This is a genomic window from Actinomadura sp. 21ATH (genome assembly GCF_041951345.1).
In the GTDB taxonomy this organism is placed as follows: Bacteria; Actinomycetota; Actinomycetes; order Streptosporangiales; family Streptosporangiaceae; genus Spirillospora.
The window spans coordinates 234,233-255,968 of sequence record NZ_JBGNUR010000009.1 but is presented as its reverse complement, the minus strand read 5'-3'; the positions used below and the strand labels follow the sequence as shown (position 1 = coordinate 255,968).

General features: G+C 72.8%; 19 protein-coding genes. 16 read left to right on the top strand and 3 right to left on the bottom strand.

Annotated elements, in window-relative coordinates:
* The first annotated feature begins 3 nt into the window (after positions 1 to 3).
* The 6 genes from ACA361_RS25920 to arfB all read left to right on the top strand — a co-directional run bounded on the left by ACA361_RS25920 (position 4) and on the right by arfB (position 5,143).
* On the top strand, positions 4 to 768 hold the full coding sequence (locus ACA361_RS25920; protein WP_375015906.1) for an oxidoreductase: 765 nt from the start codon (positions 4 to 6) through the stop codon (positions 766 to 768).
* A gap of 2 nt (positions 769 to 770) precedes the next feature.
* Positions 771 to 1,094: a DUF6510 family protein gene (locus tag ACA361_RS25915; protein WP_375015905.1), complete on the top strand. Its 324-nt coding sequence runs from the start codon at positions 771 to 773 to the stop codon at positions 1,092 to 1,094.
* 241 nt (positions 1,095 to 1,335) lie between these two features.
* Entirely contained in the window at positions 1,336 to 2,079 is a 744-nt protein-coding gene (locus tag ACA361_RS25910; protein WP_375015903.1) for a response regulator transcription factor, read from the top strand.
* The gene (locus ACA361_RS25905; RefSeq protein ID WP_375015901.1) at positions 2,079 to 3,542 is read left to right on the top strand and encodes a sensor histidine kinase; all 1,464 of its coding nucleotides are present in this window, start codon (positions 2,079 to 2,081) and stop codon (positions 3,540 to 3,542) included. Before ACA361_RS25910 ends, ACA361_RS25905 begins: the two co-directional genes overlap by 1 nt.
* Positions 3,543 to 3,637: 95 nt before the next feature.
* Complete coding sequence (locus ACA361_RS25900) at positions 3,638 to 4,627, top strand: S1C family serine protease (RefSeq protein WP_375015899.1); 990 nt, start codon at positions 3,638 to 3,640, stop codon at positions 4,625 to 4,627.
* Between the two features lie 90 nt (positions 4,628 to 4,717).
* Positions 4,718 to 5,143 carry an alternative ribosome rescue aminoacyl-tRNA hydrolase ArfB gene (gene arfB / locus ACA361_RS25895; RefSeq protein WP_375015897.1) on the top strand — a complete coding sequence of 142 codons (426 nt, stop codon included), beginning with the start codon at positions 4,718 to 4,720 and terminating at the stop codon, positions 5,141 to 5,143.
* A gap of 19 nt (positions 5,144 to 5,162) precedes the next feature.
* Here arfB and def read toward each other — a convergent pair whose 3' ends face one another.
* Entirely contained in the window at positions 5,163 to 5,690 is a 528-nt protein-coding gene (gene def / locus ACA361_RS25890) for a peptide deformylase (protein ID WP_375015896.1), read from the bottom strand.
* An 84-nt stretch (positions 5,691 to 5,774) separates the two neighbouring features.
* Positions 5,775 to 6,980, bottom strand: coding sequence for a DivIVA domain-containing protein (locus tag ACA361_RS25885; RefSeq protein WP_375015894.1), 1,206 nt, complete (start codon positions 6,978 to 6,980; stop codon positions 5,775 to 5,777).
* A 337-nt stretch (positions 6,981 to 7,317) separates the two neighbouring features.
* Between ACA361_RS25885 and ACA361_RS25880 the strand changes: the two genes are divergently transcribed.
* The 5 genes from ACA361_RS25880 (at position 7,318) to ACA361_RS25860 (ending at position 14,666) form a co-directional block, all read left to right on the top strand.
* The gene (locus tag ACA361_RS25880; protein WP_375015892.1) at positions 7,318 to 7,839 is read left to right on the top strand and encodes a gamma carbonic anhydrase family protein; all 522 of its coding nucleotides are present in this window, start codon (positions 7,318 to 7,320) and stop codon (positions 7,837 to 7,839) included.
* 220 nt (positions 7,840 to 8,059) lie between these two features.
* Positions 8,060 to 12,154, top strand: coding sequence for a hypothetical protein (locus tag ACA361_RS25875; protein WP_375015890.1), 4,095 nt, complete (start codon positions 8,060 to 8,062; stop codon positions 12,152 to 12,154).
* A 149-nt stretch (positions 12,155 to 12,303) separates the two neighbouring features.
* Complete coding sequence (locus tag ACA361_RS25870) at positions 12,304 to 12,492, top strand: hypothetical protein (protein ID WP_375015889.1); 189 nt, start codon at positions 12,304 to 12,306, stop codon at positions 12,490 to 12,492.
* A gap of 345 nt (positions 12,493 to 12,837) precedes the next feature.
* Positions 12,838 to 13,455, top strand: a complete 618-nt coding sequence (locus ACA361_RS25865) for a DUF47 family protein (protein WP_366617187.1) — start codon at positions 12,838 to 12,840, stop codon at positions 13,453 to 13,455.
* Between the two features lie 191 nt (positions 13,456 to 13,646).
* Positions 13,647 to 14,666 carry an anion permease gene (locus ACA361_RS25860; protein ID WP_375015995.1) on the top strand — a complete coding sequence of 340 codons (1,020 nt, stop codon included), beginning with the start codon at positions 13,647 to 13,649 and terminating at the stop codon, positions 14,664 to 14,666.
* A gap of 146 nt (positions 14,667 to 14,812) precedes the next feature.
* Here the strand turns inward: ACA361_RS25860 and ACA361_RS25855 are convergent, their stop codons facing one another.
* Positions 14,813 to 16,492, bottom strand: coding sequence for a bifunctional metallophosphatase/5'-nucleotidase (locus tag ACA361_RS25855; RefSeq protein ID WP_375015887.1), 1,680 nt, complete (start codon positions 16,490 to 16,492; stop codon positions 14,813 to 14,815).
* 116 nt (positions 16,493 to 16,608) lie between these two features.
* Here ACA361_RS25855 and mshD point away from each other — a divergent pair, with 116 nt between their 5' ends.
* From mshD to pstB, 5 genes are all read left to right on the top strand, one after another.
* On the top strand, positions 16,609 to 17,478 hold the full coding sequence (mshD, locus tag ACA361_RS25850) for a mycothiol synthase (RefSeq protein WP_375015885.1): 870 nt from the start codon (positions 16,609 to 16,611) through the stop codon (positions 17,476 to 17,478).
* A gap of 259 nt (positions 17,479 to 17,737) precedes the next feature.
* Positions 17,738 to 18,841 carry a phosphate ABC transporter substrate-binding protein PstS gene (gene pstS / locus ACA361_RS25845; protein WP_375015884.1) on the top strand — a complete coding sequence of 368 codons (1,104 nt, stop codon included), beginning with the start codon at positions 17,738 to 17,740 and terminating at the stop codon, positions 18,839 to 18,841.
* A 209-nt stretch (positions 18,842 to 19,050) separates the two neighbouring features.
* Complete coding sequence (gene pstC, locus ACA361_RS25840; RefSeq protein ID WP_375015993.1) at positions 19,051 to 19,968, top strand: phosphate ABC transporter permease subunit PstC; 918 nt, start codon at positions 19,051 to 19,053, stop codon at positions 19,966 to 19,968.
* 50 nt (positions 19,969 to 20,018) lie between these two features.
* The gene (gene pstA / locus ACA361_RS25835) at positions 20,019 to 20,885 is read left to right on the top strand and encodes a phosphate ABC transporter permease PstA (protein ID WP_375015990.1); all 867 of its coding nucleotides are present in this window, start codon (positions 20,019 to 20,021) and stop codon (positions 20,883 to 20,885) included.
* Between the two features lie 73 nt (positions 20,886 to 20,958).
* Positions 20,959 to 21,735 carry a phosphate ABC transporter ATP-binding protein PstB gene (gene pstB / locus ACA361_RS25830; protein WP_375015882.1) on the top strand — a complete coding sequence of 259 codons (777 nt, stop codon included), beginning with the start codon at positions 20,959 to 20,961 and terminating at the stop codon, positions 21,733 to 21,735.
* The last annotated feature ends 1 nt before the right edge of the window (position 21,736 follow it).

The window sequence follows — 21,736 nt, the reverse complement described above, 5'->3', positions numbered from 1 at the left end:
CCCGTGGAGACCTCTGCGGGAACCGGGGCCGGGACGCGGGAGCGGCGGGCGGCGCCCGCCTGGCGCGTCGCCGAGGTGGTCGGCGACCGGCGGGAGAACCCCGTGACGCGGACGCTGGTGCTGCGCGTGCCCGGCTGGCCCGGGCACCTGCCGGGCCAGCACGTCGACGTGCGGCTCACCGCCGACGACGGCTACCAGGCCACCCGCAGCTACTCGCTGGCCGCGCCCGCCGGGTCCGGCGCCGGCCGGGAGCGGGTCGAGCTGACCGTCCAGCGCGTCCCGGACGGCGAGGTGCTCGGGCCGGTCGGCGGCTGGTTCGTGTGGCGGCCGGGGACGGCCGCGCCGGTGCTGCTGATCGCCGGCGGCGCCGGGATCGTCCCGGTGATGGCGATCGCCCGCGCCTGGCGGGACGGCGGCGCCGCGCCGCTGCGGATGATCTACTCGCTTCGCTCGCCGGACGTGCTCTGCTACGGCGACGAGCTGGCCGAACTCGCCGGACTCGCCGGACCCGCCGGGCCGGCCGGCTCCGGAACGGACGCCGGCGTCCTGCTGGCCTACACGCGGCGGACCCCGCCCGGCTCCGGCCGTCCCGCGGAACGGCTCGCACCGGAGGACATCGCCCGGTACGGCCTCCCCGCCGGCGCGGAGCCGGCCTGCTACGTCTGCGGCCCGACGGGCTTCGTCGAGGCGGTGGCCGGCATGCTCACCGGGCTCGGCCACGACCCGGCGCGGATCCGTACCGAACGCTTCGGTCCCACAGGAGGTTGACCATGCCCGATCGCGCGGAGCCCACGGCGCCGGGAACCGGCGGCCCGCCGCGGCTCGACGGCCGCCATCTGGACGGCAACGCCCTCGCCGGGCCGCTGTCCGGGCTGTTCGTCCCCGACATGACGATGGCCACCGGCCGGTGCGGGACGTGCCGCCGCGAGGGCCTGCTCGCCGACGCCCTGCTGTACGCGCACGCTCCCGGCCAGGTCCTGCGCTGCGCGCACTGCGGCCACGTCACGCTGCGGCTGGTCACGGCCCCCGACCGGTTCTGGTTCGACCTGCCGGCCGGGAGCGCGCTGAGCGTCCCCCGCCCCGACGCGCGCTGAATTCACCGTCTTTCGCGGGAAGGCGCAGGTGGCGGCGGGTGGGCGAAAACGGCCACGCCGACCTCCGGACGTACGGCCGGTCGCGGATGTAATCTGATCACGTCGGCGAGTGGGGAAGCTCGTTCGGCACGAACGGCCCGTCCTCCTCGAGAGGGCGGGCCGTTCCCGTTTCCGCGGTTCGGCAGGCGAGGCTCAGGGAAGGTTCAGCGGGCTTTCAGGAACCGGTGGAAGCCTGGTCAGGATGGGAGGGGAACTGACCTTGGGTGAACGGGAACGGGCCGCGAAGGCGTCCGAGGGGCTGCTGCTCGTCGTCGAGGACGAGCCGAACATCCTGGAACTGCTCGCCGGGAGCCTGCGCTTCACCGGCTTCGAGGTGATCACGGCGACGAACGGGGCGGACGCGGTGCAGGCCGCCCGGCGGCGCCGGCCCGACCTGATCGTGCTGGACGTGATGCTGCCCGACATCGACGGGTTCGACGTGGCGCGGCGGCTGCGGTCCGGCGGCGACCACACGCCCGTGCTGTTCCTCACCGCGCGGGACGCCGTCCAGGACCGGATCAAGGGCCTGACGATCGGCGGCGACGACTACGTCACCAAGCCGTTCAGCCTGGAGGAGGTGATCGCGCGGATCCGCGCCGTGCTGCGGCGGTTCCGGGGCGGGGCGCAGGAGCCGACGCCGCGGATGGTGTTCGCCGACATCGAGCTGGACGAGGACAGCCACGAGGTGTGGCGCGGCGGGAAGCCGATCCAGCTGTCGCCGACCGAGTTCAAGCTGCTCAGGTATCTGATGGCGAACGCGGGCCGGGTGCTGTCCAAACCGCAGATCCTCGACCACGTGTGGAACTACGACTTCGGCGGCGACGTCGGGATCGTCGAGTCGTACGTGTCGGCGCTGCGCCGCAAGGTCGACAACACCGAGCCGCGGCTGATCCACACGCTGCGCGGCGTCGGGTACGTCCTGCGGCTGCCGCCGGATCCGGGCTGATGGCCGTCCAGGCGCTGCGCTCGCTGTCAGGGCGCACCCCGCTCCGGATCAAGCTGATCGCGGGCATGCTGGTGCTGGTCGCGCTGGGCATGACCGTGATGAGCTTCGCCGGGGTGTCGGTGCTGAGCCAGTACCTGGTGGGACGGTCGGACGACCAGCTGCAGGGCACCATCGACCGGGTGGTGACGCAGGTCGTCCCGCAGATGCGGCGCGGCGACATCCAGGTGCGGCTGCCGAGCGAGATGTACGTGCTCATCCAGGACGAGCAGGGCCGCCGGCGGCAGAGCATCCCGGCGTTCGGCGACGCGGGGAGCCCGAAGGTCCCCGCCGACCTGGAGGAGCGGATGGGCGAGCCGTTCACGGTGCCCGGCCAGGGCGGTTCCGGGGCGCCGTGGCGGATCTTCGCCGAGCCGCTGCCGGGCGGCGGGATCCTGGTGCTCGGGCTCAGCCTGGACGAGGTCAGCCGCACGGTGAACCGGCTCGTCGTGATCGACCTGATCGTGGGCCTGATGGTGGTCACCGTGCTGGCGGCGGTCGGGGTGTGGGTCGTGCGGGCCAGCCTGCGGCCGCTGGCGGCGATCGAGGAGACGGCCGGGGCGATCGCGACGGGCGACCTGTCGCGGCGGGTGCCCGAGGCCGATCCCCGCACCGAGGTCGGCCGGCTCGGGCGGTCGCTCAACAGCATGCTCGCGCAGATCGAGTCGGCGTTCGGGGCGCGGGCGCGGTCGGAGGTGCAGGCGCGGCGGTCGGAGGAGACGGCGCTGCGCTCGGAGGAGCGGATGCGGCGGTTCGTCGCCGACGCCAGCCACGAGCTGCGGACGCCGCTGACCGCCATCCGCGGGTTCGCGGAGTTCTACCGGCAGGGCGCGGCCCGCACGCCGGAGGAGCTGGACCGGCTGATCGGCCGCATCGAGGACACCGCGCAGCGGATGGGCCTGCTGGTCGAGGACCTGCTGCTGCTCGCGCGGCTGGACCGGCAGCGGCCCGTCGAGCTGCGGCCGGTCGACCTGCTCGCGGTCGCCGCCGACACCGTCCAGGAGACGCGGATCGTGGCGGCGGACCGGACGATCGAGCTGGCGGTCGAGGGCGGTGTCGCGTACCAGGTGCTGGGGGACGAGCCGCGCCTGCGGCAGGTGCTGGGGAACCTGCTGACCAACGCCGTCACGCACACCCCGGCCGGGACGCCGGTGACCGTGCGGCTCAGGCCCGGGACGCTGAACGGCGAGCCCGCGGCGGTGTGCGAGGTCGCCGACGAGGGGCCGGGCCTCTCGCCCGAGCAGGCGGAGCGCGTCTTCGAGCGCTTCTACCGGGCGAACCCGGCGCGCGGCCGCGAGGACGGCAGCACCGGCCTGGGGCTGGCGATCGTGGCGGCGCTGGTGGCCGCGCACGGCGGCTCGGTCGAGGTGGACTCGGCGGAGGGCGAGGGCGCGGTGTTCCGGGTCCTGCTGCCGCTCGCCGGCTGACCGCCGGACTTTTCAGAAGACGTTCAGGTTTCTCTCAGGCTGGTTGAAGTCCCGCCGGTGACTCTGAAAACGGCACAGAGAATCAGGGGGATTCCATGAACGCCGAACAGACGAACCAGTGGCAGCCACCGTACGGCGGCTGGCAGGGCGCACCGTACGGCCCGCCGCAGAGCCCGGCAGGGCCGCACGGACCGCAGGGGCCGCATGGGCAGCAGCAGCCGCCGCTAGGGCCGCAGGTACCGCCGCGGCAGGGGGCGCGGTGGTCGGTCCGACGCAAGATCGCCGCAGGCGGCGCCGTGCTGGCGCTGGCGCTCGGAGCGGGCGGCGCCGGCGCGCTCGCCGCCGTGGAGCTGGCGGGCGCCGGCAGCGGCATCGCGTCGAGCCCGACCCCGGTGGCCGGGATCGGCAACAACGCGACGGTCGCGCAGGTCGCGGCGGCCGTGCAGCCGAGCGTGGTCTCCATCCAGGCGCAGACCTCGCAGGGCGGCTCCGGCGGCTCGGGTGTGATCATGAACGCGGACGGCCTCATCATGACCAACGCCCATGTCGTGGACGGCTCGCGGCAGGTCACGGTGAAGTTCAGCGACGGGAAGACGGCCCGCGCGACCGTGGTCGGCGCGAACACCGCGAAGGACATCGCCGTCCTCCAGGCGTCCGGCGTCTCCGGGCTCAAGCCCGCCACGCTCGGGAACAGCGACGCGCTCGCCGTCGGCGACACGGTGCTCGCGATGGGCAGCCCGCTGGGCCTGGACGGCTCGGTGACCTCCGGCATCGTCAGCGCGCTGGGCCGCGAGATCCAGGAGGGCGGGCAGCGGCCCGACTCGCAGCAGCTGCCGCCGTACCTGCGCGAGCAGCTCTCCGAGCAGCAGACCACGACGATCGAGAACGCGATTCAGACCGACGCGGCGATCAACCCCGGCAACTCGGGCGGCGCGCTGGTCAACTCGGCCGGCCAGGTCATCGGGATCAACACCGCGATCGCCACCTCGGGCAGCGGGTCCGGCAACATCGGGGTGGGCTTCGCGATCCCGGTCAACGACGCGAAGAAGGCCGCCGAGGCGATCGTCTCGAACGGCCAGCGATAGGCACGCGGTGGCCTGCCGATGGCGGGCCCGTGGTGGAAGGCCCGTGAAAAGGGAGCGACATGATCGCCCAGCGGCGGGGATAATGGGCATATGCCCGGCGACATCCATGTCCGCGGCTCGGTCTCGATCCCGGAGACCGAGCTCAGCTGGCGTTTCTCCCGTTCCTCGGGGCCGGGCGGCCAGCACGTCAACACCAGCGCGACGGCCGCGGAGCTCCTGTTCGACGTCGCGAACTCGCCGTCGCTGCCCGAGCCGTACCGGCGGCGCGCCCTCGACCGGCTCGCCGGGCGCCTCTCCGGCGGCGTGCTGAGCATCCGGGCCGAGGAGTACCGGTCGCAGGCCCGCAACCGGGACGCGGCCCGCGCGCGCCTGGCCGCGACGCTCGCCGAGGCCATCGCGCCGCCGCCGAAGAAGCGCATCCCGAAGAAGGTGCCGCGCGGCATCAACGAGCGGCGCCTGGAGAACAAGAAGCGCCGGTCCGACATCAAGCGCCAGCGCTCGCGGCGCTGGCACTGAGCCCTCCCGCCCAGCGGCCCTACAGGTCGGCGGCGCGGATGGCGCGCATCGCGTCGCGGCGCGCGTCCCCGGACAGGACGTCGATGTAGACGCCGCCGTCCAGGTGCCCGCACTCGTGCTGGAGGCAGCGGGCGAAGTAGCCGGTGCCCTCGATCCGTACCGGCTTCCCCTTCACGTCCACGCCCTCGACCACCGCGTGCGCGTGGCGCGGGGTGCTGAAGTTGAGGCCCGGAACGGACAGGCAGCCCTCGGGCTCGTCGAGGATCTCGCCGTCCGCCGCGACGAGCACGGGATTGGCGACATGGCCGACATGGCGGCGGCCGCGGTCGTCGTCGCAGTCGTACACGAACAGGCGCAGCGGGACGCCGATCTGGTTGGCGGCCAGGCCCGCGCCGTGCGCCTCGTACATCGACGCGAACATGTCGTCCACGAGCCGCTCCAGCGAGGCGTCGAAGGCGCGGACCGGGTCGCACGCGGTGCGCAGTACGGGGTCGCCCAGCCGCCGGATCGGTCGTACGGTGCCGCGTCCCCGGTTGCCCTGGCTCATGCGCAAGATCCTATAAAGCGGCGAAGGGTGCCCGGGAGGAACCGGGCACCCTTCGCGGTGCGAGACGTGCGGCGTGCGCCGCGTTCAGTACGTGTCGGACGGGCCCCGGCCGGACGGCGGCAGCGGGCCGTCGGACGGGCCGTCCGGGTCGGCGGGCGACGGCGGGACCGCCTTGGCGGGGGACGCGTGCGACGGGACGTGCGGAGGGGCCTTGTCGATCCGGGTGGCCTCGTGGTCCTGCTTCTTCATCACCGGGTGCGGCTCCGGCGACGAGACGCCGGGCGCGGGAGCCGGTGCGGGGCTCGGCGCCGACGGGGAAGAGGACGGGGAGGACGGAGAGGGCGCGGCCGGCTTGGGCGCCGGGGCGGCGTGCTTGGGCGTGGACGCACCCGCGGACGACGGCGACGACGCGGCCGGGGACGCCGGCGGCGCGGCCGGCGCGGGGGCGGGCGACGGGGCCGGCGCGGGCTTGACCGGGGCCGGGGCGGCGGCGGGCTTGGCGGCGGCCGGCTTCGCCGCGGCGGGCGACGGGGCCGGCGGCGCGGCCGGGGCGGGCGGCTGCTTGCGCTGCGCGGCGGCCGGGGCGGTGTGCTGCTTGACCGCGTCCTCGACCATCTTCTCCAGCGGGCCGGCCTCGTTCTCGGCGGTCAGCAGCCGGTGCAGGGTCTCGCTGATCTCGGTGAGCCGCTGCAGCGCCTGGGTGTGGTTCTTGGTGAGCTGGGTGAGCCGCTGGGTCGCGCCCTCGTTGATGACGCTGGCCCGCCGTTCCGAGGCGGTGAGCGTGCGCTCGGCCTCCAGCCGGGCGCTGGTCACCGTCTGCTCGGCCTCCTGCGTGGCGGCCGACAGCACGCTGTCGGACTCCTTCTTCGCCGCCGCGTAGACCTGCTCGGCCTTCTGCTCCGCCTGCGCGAGGTCCTTGTCGGCGCGCGCACGGGCGTCGTCGATGATCCGCTTGGACTCGTTCTCGGCGTCCTTGCGGATCTGCGCACCCTTGGCCTCGGCCTCGGCGAGCTTGTCCTTGGCCTCGTCCTCGGCCAGGTTGATGATCTGCTTGAGTCGGTCGCTGAGGTCGTCCCCGGTGGGCTTGCGGGCCTCGCGGACCTCGGCCATCTCGCGCCGGGTGCGCTCGACGTCGTCGAGCGCGCGGGCCAGCCGGGTCTCCAGCTCGCGGATCTGGTTCTGGCAGCGGGCGATGTACTCGTCGACGTGGCGGCGGTTGTAGCCGCGCATGACGATCTCGAAGTTTTCCTCGCGAAGGAGGTTCGGCAGGATCTCGGCTTCGTTGCTCATGGTGCCTTGGGGGGTCGTGGCGGGGGCTGATCACCCCGTCGGGGTCGGAGACGGCTACGGACCCGGCGGCACAGAACGGGGTCTGCGCCCACACGTGTCACGGCCCACGTGTCACGGTGGGCTCTGCATCATCGGAAACGTCCAGAGTCGACTCTTGTCCGGTCCACCCCATTCGCGCAAGCGGAACGCGCCTTCTCGCTGCAGTTTCTTCGCCCGCAGCGTCCTGCCAAGTTATCGAATGTCGTGACATTTCGCGTCCGGGCCCCTGCGCAGGGCGACCGCCGGAAGGGACACCCGCCGCACCGTCCCGGGCCCGCCGCGTCCTACGATCGGCGCCATGAGCTATGTCGGATCATTGGGCGAGATCGAACCGCGGATCCACCCCGAGGCGTGGATCGCGCCCGGTGCGGTGGTCGTCGGCCGGGTGACGCTGGGCCGCGCCTCCAGTGTCTGGTACGGCTCGGTGCTGCGCGGCGAGGACGAGGAGATCGTCGTCGGCGAGGAGTGCAACATCCAGGACCTCGGCTGCCTGCACGCCGACCCGGGCCTGCCCGCGATCCTGGAGGACCGCGTCAGCCTCGGCCACAAGGCCATGGTGCACGGCGCCCACGTGGAGACCGGCTCGCTGATCGGGATCGGCGCCATCGTCCTGAACGGGGCGCGCGTCGGCGCCGGGACGCTGATCGCGGCCGGCGCGCTCGTCCCGCCCGGCAAGAAGATCCCGTCCGGGGTGCTGGTCGCCGGCACGCCCGGCAAGATCGTGCGGGAGCTGACCGACGACGACCGGGCCGGGCTGGAGTTCACGGCCGACGTCTACATGCAGAAGAAGGAGCTGCACCGCGCCGCCACCTGGGCCTGAGCCCGTTCCGGACGCGGCGATCAGCCGCCGATCGCCCGTGATCGCCCGCGATCGGCCCGCGATGATGTGAATTGCCGTACATCGCGGGGAGTCCGGCGGCGGCCGGTCTGACTACGATGACCACGTGGTGTGGGGACCGGGCTATGGCAGTGCTCCGCCGCCCCGCCCCTCTCGGGGGGAAGATCCGTTCTCGGCGGCAGAGCGTGACACGCGGGCGACGGTGGCCGCCGGATGGTGGCCGTCGGCGCCGCCTCAGCAGCGCCAGCACGCGATCGGCGGACGGCTGCTCGTCCTGCCCGACGGGACGTTGTGGCTGTTCGGGGCGTGGGCCCGGTGGTACCGGCTGCATCCGTCCGACGGCCAGTGGTACCTGTGCCCGCCGCCGCACGCGCCCGAGATCCGGATGTCGGCCCGCCCCGTCGCGCAGGCGGGCGTGCGGGTCCCGCCGCTGCCGCCGCACGTCGTCCCGGCCGGGCCCGACTTCTCGTACGACCCGCCGCCCGCGCGGCCGTTCGTCGGGCGCGACTTCGACGCCGACCTGAGCATGCGGGTACGGGCGACCGTCGACTCCGCGGCGGCGCTGCCCGTCCAGGAGTACCCGCACTGGTCGGGGCAGTTCACGCCGCAGACGCCGTCCACCGTGGCCGCCTCCTGGGGCGTGATGCTGTGGAGCGCGGCGGCGCCGGTCTTCGACTCCCGCCTGGACGGGCGGATGCTCGACCACTGGAAGCAGTACCGCGCCAAACCGCTCCCCGACGTGGACGGGCCGCGCTGGCTCACCCCGCCGCCGCTGGAGAGCCTGGTCGCCCTGTACGCCGAGCGGCTGCGCGCCGGCCGCGTCGACGCGGCGGTCGTCGTGCTGCGGACCATGTGGGCCGTGGCGAGCGCGCTGCGCGAGGACGTCCGCTTCCAGGTCAGGGCGGACGCGCTGCTGTCCATGCTCAGCGCGACGCTGAGCAACCCGACCGTCGACTACGGCGCGCTGCCCTACGGGGACCAGGCGATCGTCCAGCAGTGGCTCACCCGGTGCCCGCCGCACCTCGTGCCGTCGCTGCGCAACGAGAGTTCGCCCGGCGACAACTTCCGGCACGCGTTCTACTCCCTCTCGGAGGAGGTCGCGCGGCATGTGAGCGACCCGGGCGACCCGTCGTACGTGGAGCCGCGCCTGGTGGCCGCCGCGCTGCTGGCGGCGGACCTCGCGGTCGTGCGCAAGGACGTGGCCGCCAACGTCGTCCCCTGGCTGGATCCCGAGATCCGGTACACCGTGCAGGCCGTACTGGACCAGAACGGCCATCCGCTGCGGCGCCTGTGGCCGGACGACATGCGCCTCCCCAGGCCGCTGCGCTCGGTGTCGGGGGAGAAGTCCGAGACGCTCCTGGCGACGATGTACGAGCTGGACCTGGCCTGGTGCAAGCTCGCCGGCGGGATGCCCGCGCGCCCCCGCGGGTTCCCCGTGCCGAACGCCGTCGTCGCGGGCCTCATCGGGCGCGGCCGCGTCCGGGCCACGGCGGGCGCCCCGACGATGGCGCCGTCCGGGCAGGCCACCCCGCCGCCGAAGGCCGTGCCGCCGGAGTGGTCGGGGGCGCAGTCCCAGCCGGGCTTCCCGCCGGACGCCCGGGTGTCGTCGCAGCAGCCGAACCAGCCGGACCGTCCCTTCGTGCAGCCGCCCGCGCAGTCCGCGAAGGAGGAGGAGCAGCAGCAGGACGAGAACGCGGCGCCGCCTTACACGCAGCTCGGGTTCCAGCCCTCCGGCGCCGCTCCCGGGCCGTCCCCGTCGCCATCGCCCGCGCCCGGTGCGCAGCAGGGGGCGGCGTTCGGGATGTCGGGTGCGCCCGAGCCGCCCGTTCCGCCGACTCCGCCCGGGCCCGCTCCCGAGCAGCGCCCGTACGCCCCGCCGCCCCACCAGCAGCCGCAACCACAGGCACCGCAGCCGCAGCAGCCCGCGGCGGGCTTCCCGTCCCCCGGCTTCCCGCCTTCGCCGGACGAGGAGAAGCCGGAAGAGGACGTCGTCCCTCCGTACACGATGCTCGGCTACCAGCCGTCGGGCGCTCCCCAGGGCCCGCCGCCGCCCGCGCAGCAGCAGCCCCCCATGCAGCAGCAGCCGCCGTCGCCCACGCCGCAGCAGCCCCCCGCGGACATGTACTCGACGCGCATGGACGACGGCTCGGGCGCTGCCGCGCACCCGCAGGGGCCGCCCGTGCCGCCGGCGCCGCCCGAGGAGCGCCCGCGCACGCGCGTCATGGGCCCGGCCGACCTGGAGGAGGCCGGGACCGGCGGGCAGCAGGGGGCACCGCCCAAGCCGCCCAAGCCGGCGGCCTCCGACGACGGCGGCACGCGGATCATGTCCGAGACCATGGTCGGCAACTTCGACTTCCTCGACGACACCCCGTCGCCCGAGACGCCCGTCGAGAACATCCCGCCCCCGGCGGACCGGTCCGAGCGCCGCTCGCTCGAACGCTTCGGGATCGGCTTCATCTCCGGCCCGCAGGACGCGGCCGAGCTGCTCGACGCCCTCCGCGCGCAGGCCGAGCGGTGGACCGGCCCGGGCGGCGGCGGAGGTGGCGGCGGCGCGGGCGGCATGGACGAGACCCGCGTCGACGGCGGCCCCGCCCCCGCCGCGGGCACCGGCCCCGCCACCCGCCTGGACGGCGGCCCGGGCACCCGGCTGGACGCCGACTTCGGCACCCGCCGCGACGAGGGCCCCGGGCCGAGCACCCGCCTGGACGCCGGCTACGGCACCCGCCGGGACGAGGCGGGCGGTGCCGCCGGCGGCGGGATGACCCGCGTGGACCGCGGCGCGGGCAGCGGCGGCGGCCGCGGCGGGCCGGGCGAGGGCGTGCCGAGCGTGCTGATCGTCGGCCGGCCGCACAGCGGGCAGCGCCGGCTCGCCCGGCTGATCGCGCTGACCCTCGCCGACGCCGGGATGGGCGACGGCGCGATCCGCGCGCACGACGCCGACGACGTCCGCGACGCGCCCGCCGAGCGGCTGCCGAGCCTGCTCACCCGGCCGGGGCCGGCGATCCTGTTCGAACGGCTCGACGCCGTCGTCACGGGCGCGGGCGACCCGGTGGCGGTCGCCACCGCGGTGCGCCGGGCCCGGCGCAGCCCGGCCGTCTCGGCGCCGCTGATCGCCACCTGCGAGCCGGGCGCGTACAAGCGGCTGCTGCGCGACCACCCGCGGCTCATCGAGACGTTCCGCGTCTACCACCTGCCCGACTTCGGCGACATCGAGCGCCGGATGACGCTGCTGCACCTGCTCGCCGACGAGCGGCGGGTCACCGTCGGGACGTCCGCGCTGGAGGTCGCCCGCGCCGACCTGGAACGGCTGCGCGGCCCCGGCGACCTGGTCAACGCGCGGCTGGTGGAGGCGTACCTGGACCAGGCGTGCCAGCGGCACCTGGAACGGGCGGGCGGCGCGTCCCGCGACCGGCTGGTGCTCTTCCCCGAGGACCTCACCGGCGTCGCGGAGGGCCTGGAGCCGGCGCTGCGGCCGCCCGGCGACATCGACGGCTACCTCCAGCGTCTCGACCAGCTGACCGGGCTGGAGGACGTCAAGCAGGCGGTGCGGGAGCTGGCCGACGCGGCGGAGCTGGCCGCCGACCGGGCCCGGCACGGCGTGGGCGGCGGCGAGCCGCTGCACCTGATCTTCAACGGGCCGTCCGGCACGGGCAAGACCACCGTCGCCGGGCTGCTCGGCGGCATCTACGCCGCGCTGGGGCTGCTGGACTCGGGGCACGTGGTCGCGTGCCGTCCCGTCCACCTGGCCGGGCGCGACCAGACCGACACCGTCACCCGGGTGGCGAGCATGGTCGAGCAGGCGCTGGGCGGCGTGCTGCTGATCCAGGAGGCGTACCGGCTGGACCGCACCCCGGCCGTGGTGGCCGAGCTGCTGCGCTGCATGCGGCAGCGCGGCCGCCGGCTGATGGTGGTCTGCTCCGGCCCGGCCGCCGAGATGGAGGGCTTCCTGGCGGGGTCACCGCACTTCCGCGCGGAGTTCGGGCGCTCGATGGAGTTCGAGGGCATGGGCGACCGCGATCTGGTCGGGCTCTTCCAGGCGTACGCGGAGCGCGACCTCTACATCCTGGACGAGGAGCTGCGGGTCGAGCTGCTCGCCCGGTTCGCCCGGCTTCGCGAGGATCCGCAGTTCGCGTTCGCCCGTACCGTCCGGGCCCTGTTCGAGCAGACGGCGGCGCGGCAGGCGGCCCGGCTGGCGGGCGCCGACGTCAACGCGGCCACCGTCGCCCGGCTCACCGCCCGTGACCTGCCGGAGTCCGAACTGGAGCAGATGATGGGGGATTTCCGCCAGCGGGGGTGACCACCCGCAGATAGTTCGCATCTCTGGCGCGCGGCCGGGAAGACCGGTGAGGAGAGTGACCCGCGAATGGCCCTCTTGGGTCATGTGCCCGCCGGTACGGGACGCGTAGCCTCGACGGTGGGTGTGGGGAACGAACGGAGGTGGACGCGGTGCGCCAGCAGATCTTCGACCTGCGCGTCCACGACCGTGTCGCACTGGACGAGATCGAGCTCTATGCCGAGATCCTCAGCGCGGTGGCCGAGGCCGAGCGGCCGCTGACCCTCGCGGAGATCGACATCGTGCTCGGGGTGCGTTCCGGCGAGGCCGGTCGTCGCGAGCTGACGCCGCAGGATCAATAGTTCCGCATGAGGCCGGGGACGCCCCGAGGCAGGCGCCCCGGCTCAGCTACGCCCCGTTTCACCGTTTCTCCTCCAGTTCTCTCCCGCTTCGAGGCTGTTATCTATATCACGGCCCGTCCGCGGAACCGTTCTCTTCTGATCGTCCCAACGTGCCCGCCGGTGCGCGCAGCGTGATCGACAACGCCTGCCGGTGCGGTGCCCCGGCGCGTGTGCATCGGTTCCGCTAGGGCAGTCTTGTAGGTGAGAGGATGGAAGACGCCAGCCGAAGATGGGGCAAAGGTTCTTTTTACGCCTGGTTGCGCCTACGATCCTCTGCGGACCGTTCCGGCACTTCAGGAGTACGACGTGCGCTTGCGTCTCACGCCGCGTGAGGACAGTTTCTACGACATGTTCGCCGACTCGGCGAACAACCTGGTCACCGGCGCCAGGCTGCTCGTGGAGCTCATCAGCGACGGCGCCGACCGGGAAGCGATCGCGGAGAAGATGCGCGCCTGCGAGCACGCGGGCGACGAGTGCACTCACGCGATCATGCGCCGGCTGAACGAAACGTTCATCACCCCGTTCGACCGCGAGGACATCTACCGGCTGGCCTCGACGATCGACGACGTGATGGACGAGATGGAAGAGGCAGCCGACCTCGTCGTCCTCTACAAGATCGAGGAGTTCCCCAAGGGCATCGTGCACATGGTGGAGGTGCTCGAACGGGCCGCCGAGCTGACCGCCGAGGCGATGCCGCGGCTGCGCTCGATGAAGGAGCTCAACGAGTACTGGATCGAGATCAACCGGCTCGAGAACCAGGGCGACCAGGTCTACCGCAAGCTGCTGGCCCACCTGTTCGGCGGCGAGTACGACGCGCTGACGGTGATGAAGCTCAAGGAGGTCATCGACCGGCTGGAAGAGGCCGCCGACGCCTTCGAGCATGTGGCCAACACGGTCGAGACCATCGCGGTCAAGGAATCATGAGTTCGCCGAACGAGGCACCGGCGAGCGAGAAGCCGGACCCGGGCTCCGGAGCGGGGCCGGGCGGTGGCACGGGCGCGGCGACGGCCCTGGCCGAGCCGCCCGGCGCCGACCCGACGCTGGTCGAGCAGGCCCGCCGCGGGCCGGTGAAGTTCTGGCCGCTGCTGCTGCTCGCCGTGGTGCTGGTGATGGCGATGGGCGCGCTCGGGCTGCGCTCGGACGCCCAGATGGCCGTGCTCATCCTGGTGATCGTCGTGGCGCTGGTCTTCGACTACACCAACGGCTTCCACGACGCGGCCAACGCGATCGCCACCTCGGTGTCGACCCGGGCGCTGACACCCAGGGCGGCCCTGATCATGGCCGCCGTGATGAACCTGATCGGCGCCCTGCTGGGCGTCGAGGTGGCCAAGACGGTCAGCGAGGTGATCACCCCGCCGACCGGGCTGCACGGCCTCACCGTGGTCGCCGCCGGCGTGCTCGGCGCGATCACCTGGAACATGATCACCTGGTACTTCGGGCTGCCGTCGTCCTCCTCGCACGCCCTCATCGGCGGCGTGGTCGGCGCGGGCCTGGCCTCGGCCTCGCACGTCAGCTGGGACAAGGTCGTCGACAAGGTCGCGGTCCCGATGGTGATCTCCCCGGTCGTCGGGTTCTGCCTGGCGTACCTGGTGATGGTCGCGATCCTGTGGATCTTCCGGCGGGCGCACCCAGGCCGGGTCGGCCGCCGCTTCCGCATCGCGCAGTCGCTGTCGGCGGCCTCGATGGCGCTCGGCCACGGCCTCCAGGACGCGCAGAAGACGATGGGCATCATCGTGCTGGCGCTGGTCACCACCGGGCACGCCACCGGCGACACCGTCCCGCTGTGGGTCATCATCGCGTGCGCCGGCGCGCTGTCGCTCGGCACGTACGCGGGCGGCTGGCGGATCATGCGGACGCTGGGCCGGAAGGTCATCGAACTCGACCCGCCGAAGGGCTTCGCCGCCGAAGCGACGGCCTCCATGATCCTTTACGCGGCCGCGTACGTCTGGCACGCTCCAATCTCCACCACCCACACGATCACGTCCTGCATCATGGGCGCGGGCGCCACCAAGCGCCTGTCGGCCGTCCGCTGGGGCGTGGCCGGCAACATCGTGATGGCGTGGGTGCTGACGATGCCGATGGCCGCCGCCGTGGCCGCGATCGTCTACTGGCTCGTCCACCTCTTCGGCGCCTGACGTTCACCCGCGGGCGCCTGCCCCGTTCGATCGCGAACGCGTAGACAGGTCCCCGCGCGCCCCTTGCGGCGCGCGGGGCCCTTCTGTTTCTCTCACGACTTCACCAAGACCGCGCCCTGAACGGGCGCCCTGCACCCGCGTTCTGCCTACCGGCCCGAGATGCGGTCGAGCGCGGGCGGCGCGATCGGGGAGTTCGCGCCGAAGTAGGCGACGAACGCGTCCAGGTCGATCGGGCCGAGCACCGGGTCGGTGCCCTCGGTGAACGTGGTGAAGCCGTCCCCGCCGCCGAGCAGGAAGTTGTTGGCGGCGACCTTGTAGGCGGCGGCCGGGTCGACCGGTCGCCCGTCGACCGTGATGCCGGACACGCGGTCGCCGACGGCACGGGTGCGGTCGATGGTGAAGCGCAGCGACGCCGACGGCTGCAGGATCTTCTCGCCGGAGCCCGTCCACTGCTGCTCCAGCAGCGCGTCGAGCTGCGCGCCGGTCAGCGAGACCACGCCCATGACGTTGCTGAACGGCTGCACCGCGAACGCCTCGCCGTACGTCACGACGCCGTCGCCCTCGGAGCCGGACGCCTTGTACACCAGGTCGGTGCGGACGCCGCCGGGGTTCATCAGCGCGACCTGCGCGCCGTGCTCCCTCATCGAGGCGAGCTGCGCGTCGGCGATGACGTCGCCGAGCGCGGTCTCACCGGCCGGGGAGGGCGCGCGGGTGAGGTCGGCCGTGATGGTGCCGATCGGCCTGTTCGCGACCTCGGCGACCCGGTCCTTCCAGGTCCGCACGAACCTCTCCGTGGCCGGGTCCGCGGGCACGTCGCGGGTGACGACGTGGTTGTCGCCCTTCATGGACGAGCGCACGACGTCCCCGGAGCGCCGGTCCACCCTGAAGTCGATCTGGGTGATGACGCGGCCGAACGACGATCCGGACGAGTAGAGCCGCGGCCGGCCCGCCGGGTCGGTCACCGAGCACACGTACTGCTGGTGGGTATGCCCGGCCAGCACCATGTCGATCTCGGGGTGGGCGTCCTTCGCGATGCGCGTCCCGGCGCCGGGCACGACGCCGCACGCGTCCGGCCGCTGCCCGGACTGGACCTGGTCGCCCTCGTGGACGAGCAGCACCATCGACCGTACGCCGCGCCGCTTGAGCTCGCGGGCCGCCCGGTCGGCGGCGTCCACCTCGTCCTGGAAGGTCAGGCCCTTGATGCCGTCGGCGCTGACGATGGTCGGGGTGGTCCTGGTGACGACGCCGATGAACCCGACCCGCACGCCGTTGATCCTCCGGATCGTCCACGGCTTGAGGACGGGCCTGGCGGTGCTCTCCTTCACCACGTTCGCGGCGAGGTAGTCGAACTTCGCGCCCCGCCACGTTCCGGCGGGAGTGCACCCGTCGACGGGATGGCACCCGCCGTGCTGGATGCGCTGGAGCTCCCGGTGGCCCTCGTCGAACTCGTGGTTGCCGACCGCCGACGCGGTCACCCCCACGTTGCCGAGGAACTCCACCGAGGGCTCGTCGTGGTAGGCGGCGGAGATCAGCGGCGAGGCGCCGATCATGTCGCCCTGCGCCACCCGCAGCGTGTCGCGGTTCGCGAGGCGCTTGAGGTGGGTCGCGACGTAGGCGGCGCCGCCGGCCGGGACGGCCGCGCCGTGCTCGTCGATGGCGGTGCCGGAGCTGCCGGCCGGCGGCTCCAGGTTGCCGTGGAAGTCGTTGAGGGACAGCAGCCGCACGGAAGCGGCGGGCGCGGGCCGGGCGGCCGCCGGTTGCGTGGCCGCCGCCACCGCGGCCGCGGCCGCGATGCCGCACGCCAGGATGGGGCGTCGTCGGTTCATGGCCGGAACGCTAGGACGGCCCGGCGTACGGTTCCCTGCGGCCTCATGACGTTTATGCGTCGGTTCTGTCAGGGTGCCGCGCCGTGGGTGCGGTCCGGCCGCATAGGCTGGCGATCATGAGTGAGGGACGGCTGACCGAGTCCGAGATCGCCGCGGTGCTCGCCCTGGCCGAGGCCGCCACCGCGGCCGACGGGGTGGGGCCGCTCTCGGAGCACGCGCTGCTGCGGCTGCGCAACGGCGGGCACGGCCTCACGGCCGCGGACGCGGGAGCGGTCGTCGCGTACGCCCACCTGGACCCGGCCATCGCGGACGAGAGCGCCGCCGCCGAACTCGTCGTCCATCCGGCCCACCGCCGCCGCGGCCACGGCCGCGCCCTGCTGCGCGCCGCCGTGGCCGAGGCCGCGGGACCGCTGCGGGTGTGGGCGCACGGCGACCTGCCCGCCGCCGCGGGGCTGGCGGCCGCGGAGGGCATGGAACGCGTCCGCGCCCTCTTCCAGCTGCGCCGCCCCGCCGCCGAGCCGCTCCCGGACCTCACGGTCGCGGACGGCGTGCGGCTGCGGGCGTTCGTCCCCGGGCAGGACGAGCGGGCGTGGCTGGACGTGAACGCCCGCGCGTTCGCCGACCACCCGGAGCAGGGCGCCTGGACCCTGGAGGACGTCCGCGCCCGCGAGGCCGAGCCGTGGTTCGACCCCGAGGGCTTCTTCCTCGCCGAGAAGGACGGGAAGGTCGTCGGGTTCCACTGGACCAAGACGCACCCGGACGGCGCCGGCGAGGTCTACGTCGTGGGCGTGGACCCGTCCGCCCAGGGCCTCGGGCTCGGCCGCACGCTGACCCTCGCGGGCCTGCACCACCTGCGGGGACGCGGCGTGCCGTACATCCTCCTGTACGTCGACGAGTCCAACACCGCGGCCGTCCGCCTGTACGAGTCGCTGGGCTTCACCAGGCACGCGGTGGACGTGATGTACGGGACGCCCGGCGCCTCCTGAGGCAGCTCCCGAGACGCCCCTGAGGTCGGGCATTTCGGGCTTTTTGGGCGGCTGACCTGGGCTGTTAACCCCCCGGACATGGCAAAGCGGGGCATTCTTAGCGGCGTCGGCCGACGGCGTTCATGTTCCGTTCACCTGGATCGGGGTGCCTGGTCACCTCTCCTGCTTAGCGTCACTTCCGACGGTGACCCCTCTACCTGGACAAAGCTCCAGCCCCCGGTAGGGACACCGCTTAACGGACCTAAGAGGAGACCTCCCGGTGAAGAACGGTTCTCGGCTCGCCGCGCTCGGCGGCCTGGTCGTGGCGGGCGCGCTGACCCTGAGCGCCTGCGGCAGCGACAACAACCAGGGAACGAACGCCAGCGCCGTTCCCACTGGCGACATCGACTGCGCCAAGGCCACGGTGAACGCCGCCGGCTCCAGCGCGCAGAAGAACGCGATCGAGGAGTGGACCAAGATCTACGCGCAGAAGTGCGCGGGCGCCAACCTCAACTACCAGCCGAGCGGCTCGGGCGCGGGCATCCAGGCGTTCACCCAGGGCCAGGTGGCCTTCGCCGGCTCGGACTCGGCGCTCAAGGACGACGAGGTGACCGCCGCCCAGCAGCGCTGCCAGGGCGGCAAGCCCCTCAACCTGCCGATGGTCGTCGGCCCGGTCGGGGTCATCTACAACGTGGAGGGCGTGGACTCGCTCCAGCTCTCGCCGGAACTGATCGCGAACATCTTCTCCGGGAAGATCAAGAACTGGAACGATCCCGCGATCGCCAAGGAGAACTCGGGCGCCCAGCTGCCCAACACCCCGATCAAGCCGGTCTACCGCGCCGACGAGTCGGGCACCACCGACAACTTCACCAGCTACCTGAAGGCCACCGCGCCCAAGGCGTGGACCTGGGAGCCGGCGAAGAAGTGGCCCGGCAAGGCCGGCCAGGGCGCCAACAAGTCCGACGGCGTGACCGCCCAGGTGAAGAACACCACCGGGACGATCTCCTACGTCGAGATGTCCTACGCCAAGACCAACGGCCTGAAGATGGCCAAGGTCAAGAACGGCGCCGGCGAGTACACCGAGCTGACCCCCGAGAGCGCCTCCAAGGCCGTCCAGGGCGCCAAGATCGTCGGCACCGGCAACGACGTCGCGCTGGAGATCGACTACGCCACCAAGGAGCCGGGCGCGTACCCGATCGTCCTGGTGACGTACGAGATCGCCTGTGAGAAGGGGCTGCCGGCCGAGCAGGCCCAGTTCGTCAAGTCCTTCCTCACCTACACCTCCAGCGCCGACGGCCAGAAGATCCTGACCAACATCGGCTACGCCCCGATCCCGGCCGCCGTGCTGACCAAGGTCCAGGGCGCCGTGAAGGCCCTGTCCTGACCCACGAACCCGACCACGGCAGCCCCGCCACCGAGGACCTCGGTGGCGGGGCCACCGCGGGTTCCGCCGGAGCGGCCCGACCGGCCGCCCCGGACGCTGAGCGAGGCTCAGCCACCCCAGCCGAAGCCATCCGAGGAGGGCCCCTCGTGACCACCGACACCGGCGTCGAGACGGCCGCCGGAGCCAGACACCGCGCCACCGGCCGCCGCATGAGCACCGGCCGCGCCGGTGACAAGATCTTCGTCTCCGCCGCGCGCGGTTCGGGGATCGCCGTGCTGGCCATCATGGCCGCGATCGCCGTGTTCCTGATCTGGAAGGCGATCCCGGCGCTGCGCGACAACGAGGCGTCCTTCCTCACCTCGCAGACCTGGGACCCCAACGCGCTCCCGCCGCGGTTCGGGATCGCCCAGCTGGCGTTCGGCACCGTCGTGTCGTCGCTGCTCGCGATGCTCATCGCGACGCCGGTGGCGATCGGCATCGCGCTGTTCATCTCGTTCTACTCGCCGCGCCGGCTGGCCAGCGGCCTGGGCTACCTGGTGGACCTGCTCGCCGCGGTGCCCAGCATCGTGTACGGCCTCTGGGGCCTGATCTTCCTCGCTCCGCACATGGAGGGGATCAGCGCGTTCCTGAACTCGGTGCTCGGCTGGATCCCGCTGTTCGGCGGCGACAACCCCGGCAAGAACTCGATCTTCACCGCCTCGGTGGTGCTGGCGATCATGATCCTGCCGATCATCTCGTCGATCTCCCGCGAGGTCTTCCTCCAGGTCCCGCGCTCGCACATCGAGGCGTCGCTGGCCCTGGGCGCCACCCGCTGGGAGATGATCCGGATGTCGGTGCTGCCGTACGGCCGCTCCGGCATGATCGGCGCCTCCATGCTCGGCCTCGGCCGCGCCATGGGCGAGACCATCGCCGTCGCCATGGTGCTGACCTTCGTGCCCGGCATCAACTGGCACCTCCTGGAGGACGGCGGCAGCACGTTCGCCGCCAACATCGCCAACAGCTTCGCCGAGGCCACCCAGACCGGCCAGGGCGCGCTGATCGCCTCCGGCCTGGTGCTGTTCGTGATCACCCTGCTCGTCAACATGGCCGCGCGCGCCGTCGTCGCCCGCCGCAAGGAGTTCGTGTGACCACCGTCTCCGTCCGCAAGAGCCCCGCCCCGGATGGGACCGGCCCCTCGCTGACCTCGGTCGCCACCGGCCGCAAGGTCAAGGACCGGGCCGTCCAGGTCCTGGTGTACGGCGCGTTCGCGCTGGCCGTCATCCCGCTGCTCTCGGTGCTGTGGACCGTGATCGTCAACGGGATCGAGCGGCTGGACGCCGACTTCTTCTCGTTCTCGATGAACGGCCTCAGCGGCATGGACGCCGGCGGCGGCGCGTACCACGCCATCATCGGCACCCTGGAGCAGGTCGCGATCACCAGCGTGATCGCCGTGCCGATCGCCGTGCTCACCGCGATCTACCTGGTCGAGTACGGCGGCAACGGCCGGCTGGCCCGCACGATCAGCTTCTTCGTCGACGTCATGACCGGCATCCCGTCCATCGTCGCCGGCCTGTTCGTGCTGGCGCTGTGGCTGCTGACCTTCGGGTTCGAGTACTCCGGCTTCGCCGGCGCGCTCGCGCTGACCATCCTGATGATCCCGACGGTGGTCCGCGCGACCGAGGAGATGCTCAAGCTCGTCCCGAACGACCTGCGCGAAGCGTCGTACGCGCTGGGCGTGCCGCGCTGGCGGACCGTCCTGTTCGTGGTGCTGCCCACCGCGCTCAGCGGCATCGTCACCGGCGTCATGCTCGCCGTCGCCCGCGTCATGGGCGAGACCGCGCCGCTGCTGCTGACGATCTTCTTCACCAAGGCGATCAACACCAACCCGTTCGAGGGGCCGCAGGGCTCGCTCCCCACGTTCATCTGGGAGCAGGCCGCCGACCCCAACCAGAACTCCATCGACCGGGCCTGGGCCGGCGCCCTGGTGCTGATCCTGATCATCATGCTGCTCAACCTGGGGGCCCGGCTGATCGCCCGGCTGTGGCGCCCGGCCGGCGGGCACTGACCCTCGCGGTCGCCCCGCCGACCCCCCGCCCCACGCCGTTCCGCGACACACCCCGACAAGGAGCATTCACCCCATGGCCAAGCGGATCGAAGTCTCCGGGCTGCACGCCTACTACGGCGGCGTCCACGCCATCGAGGACATCTCGATGACGATCGAGCCCCGCTCGGTGACGGCGTTCATCGGGCCCTCGGGCTGCGGCAAGTCCACGTTCCTGCGCACCCTCAACCGGATGCACGAGGTCATCCCCGGCGCCCGCGTCCAGGGCAAGGTCATGCTGGACGACGAGGACCTGTACGGCCCGTCCGTGGACCCGGTCGCGGTGCGCCGCGTCGTCGGCATGGTCTTCCAGCGGCCCAACCCGTTCCCGACGATGTCGATCTACGACAACGTCGCCGCCGGCCTGAAGCTGAACGGCGTCCGCAAGAAGGCGCGACTCGACGAGATCGTCGAGGAGTCGCTGCAGGGCGCCAACCTCTGGAACGAGGTCAAGGACCGGCTCTCCAAGCCCGGCGCCGGCCTGTCCGGCGGCCAGCAGCAGCGGCTGTGCATCGCCCGCGCGATCGCCGTCCAGCCCCAGGTCCTGCTGATGGACGAGCCCTGCTCGGCACTGGACCCGATCTCCACGCTGGCGATCGAGGACCTGATCGCCAAGCTGAAGAGCCAGTACACGATCGTGATCGTCACGCACAACATGCAGCAGGCCGCCCGCGTCAGCGACCGCACGGCGTTCTTCAACATCGCCGGCACCGGCCAGCCCGGCAAGCTGATCGAGATCGACGACACCAGCAACATCTTCACCAACCCGGAGATGAAGGCCACCGAGGACTACATCACCGGCCGCTTCGGCTGAC

Coding starts and splice junctions, on each gene's coding strand:
- ACA361_RS25915 (WP_375015905.1), top strand. CDS start 771: ATGCCCGATCGCGCGGAGCCCACGGCGCCGGGAACCGGCGGCCCGCCG.
- ACA361_RS25910 (WP_375015903.1), top strand. CDS start 1,336: ATGGGAGGGGAACTGACCTTGGGTGAACGGGAACGGGCCGCGAAGGCG.
- ACA361_RS25905 (WP_375015901.1), top strand. CDS start 2,079: ATGGCCGTCCAGGCGCTGCGCTCGCTGTCAGGGCGCACCCCGCTCCGG.
- ACA361_RS25900 (WP_375015899.1), top strand. CDS start 3,638: ATGAACGCCGAACAGACGAACCAGTGGCAGCCACCGTACGGCGGCTGG.
- arfB (WP_375015897.1), top strand. CDS start 4,718: ATGCCCGGCGACATCCATGTCCGCGGCTCGGTCTCGATCCCGGAGACC.
- def (WP_375015896.1), bottom strand. CDS start 5,690: ATGAGCCAGGGCAACCGGGGACGCGGCACCGTACGACCGATCCGGCGG.
- ACA361_RS25885 (WP_375015894.1), bottom strand. CDS start 6,980: ATGAGCAACGAAGCCGAGATCCTGCCGAACCTCCTTCGCGAGGAAAAC.
- ACA361_RS25880 (WP_375015892.1), top strand. CDS start 7,318: ATGAGCTATGTCGGATCATTGGGCGAGATCGAACCGCGGATCCACCCC.
- ACA361_RS25860 (WP_375015995.1), top strand. CDS start 13,647: ATGGGCGCGCTCGGGCTGCGCTCGGACGCCCAGATGGCCGTGCTCATC.
- ACA361_RS25855 (WP_375015887.1), bottom strand. CDS start 16,492: ATGAACCGACGACGCCCCATCCTGGCGTGCGGCATCGCGGCCGCGGCC.
- mshD (WP_375015885.1), top strand. CDS start 16,609: ATGAGTGAGGGACGGCTGACCGAGTCCGAGATCGCCGCGGTGCTCGCC.
- pstC (WP_375015993.1), top strand. CDS start 19,051: ATGAGCACCGGCCGCGCCGGTGACAAGATCTTCGTCTCCGCCGCGCGC.
- pstB (WP_375015882.1), top strand. CDS start 20,959: ATGGCCAAGCGGATCGAAGTCTCCGGGCTGCACGCCTACTACGGCGGC.